The 1288-nt window shown below is 47.3% G+C and carries 2 protein-coding genes and 1 pseudogene; 2 read left to right on the top strand and 1 reads right to left on the bottom strand.

Annotation, left to right across the window (positions count from 1 at the left end):
* Both R7Z78_RS24385 and R7Z78_RS24390 read left to right on the top strand, forming a co-directional pair.
* On the top strand, nucleotides 1–373 hold a 373-nt coding region (locus tag R7Z78_RS24385; protein WP_169643843.1), incomplete at its 5' end, for a cation:dicarboxylate symporter family transporter.
* 221 nt (nucleotides 374–594) lie between these two features.
* Entirely contained in the window at nucleotides 595–1089 is a 495-nt protein-coding gene (locus R7Z78_RS24390; RefSeq protein WP_005484666.1) for a type IV pilin, read from the top strand.
* A gap of 50 nt (nucleotides 1090–1139) precedes the next feature.
* Here R7Z78_RS24390 and R7Z78_RS24395 read toward each other — a convergent pair.
* Nucleotides 1140–1288: pseudogene (locus R7Z78_RS24395) on the bottom strand (pyridoxal kinase); the annotation flags it as partial.

A 1288-nucleotide genomic window follows, 5' to 3' on the forward strand; every position in this document is an offset into this window, starting at 1 on the left:
CGACACTTACTCAGTATCTATCCCTCTGGGTGCAACCATCAACATGGCTGGTGCTGCAATCACTATCACAACGCTAACGCTGGCTGCAGTGCACACAATGGGTATTGAAGTTGACCTAATGACAGCGCTACTTCTAAGTGTTGTCGCGGCGGTTTCTGCATGTGGCGCTTCTGGCGTTGCGGGCGGTTCTCTACTGCTTATCCCTCTAGCGTGTGGTTTGTTTGGCATCTCAAACGACGTAGCAATGCAGGTGGTAGCGGTTGGTTTCATCATCGGTGTGATTCAAGACTCTGCTGAAACAGCGCTAAACAGTTCAACAGACGTTATCTTTACCGCTGCTGTTTGCCGTTCAGAACAGCAAAAAAGCCAGTAAGATAAACATTGAATAATAGAAAGGGGAGCCTGTTGGCTCCCCTTTTTCGTTGTCGATAATTTATTGTCGACAGAATATGCATTCGGTATCACTCATTGATCACCAATAAACTTTCTGTCAGTTTTTTCTGAAACACGGGATTTACCCTTAAACTTTCGAGATTCGATGCGTAAAATGCCGCCCCATTGTATGAATGGTCGATTTAATTTGAGGGTAAACGAATGAGATGGTTGTCTAGTTTCTCATTGAAAGAGTGGTTGTTCGCTGCTGTTTTACTAGGCGGAATCTCTGCTTATGCACTCCACCATTCGAACCAGCGCACGTCCGACGCCCGCTCTGCTGCCATTCAAGTTTTGTTTGCCGACATGCAGTACTACGTCTCCATTCTCAACGCCAATGCGAAAGCGTTCAACCAAGAGAATGGCGCAAACCAATGTGTCCTGACGGCAGTGGGCTATCAAGAGTTCTACAACGGCTACCCAGAAACGCAAAGCGAATGTGGCGAACACCTTGGTTTTTTCGACAACATGACGATCTCAGACGAAATGAAGCAAGCGAACTTGGTGTTCATTGAAAACAACACTTATTCGATAGTCGGCTACGGCCCTAGTGACTCGCCAGAAGCTTTGATGCAAGGCAAATGCTACGCCTATTACCGATTGGAAGGCGCAGGAAAAGACGGACACAGTTTTAAAGTCGATACGTCCCAATGTTAGCGATCAAAAAAAGGAGCTGCCGGGCTCCTTTTTTGTGTTCGAAAATAGCGTTACGCCATTTCTAGTTCCACTTCTTCAATTGGGAAGTGTTTGCTTGGTTCAACAAACTGTTGCGGCGCTGCGATGGTTTGCGGTTCCCATTCGCCTGCATGGTAAGGGGCGCTTAACACCCCGTAACACGCGTCGTGGCAATGTTGGA

Origin of the sequence: Vibrio sp. 1167 (assembly GCF_033340375.1) — a bacterium.
Lineage (GTDB): Bacteria > Pseudomonadota > Gammaproteobacteria > Enterobacterales > Vibrionaceae > Vibrio > Vibrio alginolyticus.

Bases quoted from the DNA above. Each gene is read 5' to 3' on its own strand.
- R7Z78_RS24390 (WP_005484666.1), top strand. From the start codon at position 595: ATGAGATGGTTGTCTAGTTTCTCATTGAAAGAGTGGTTGTTCGCTGCT.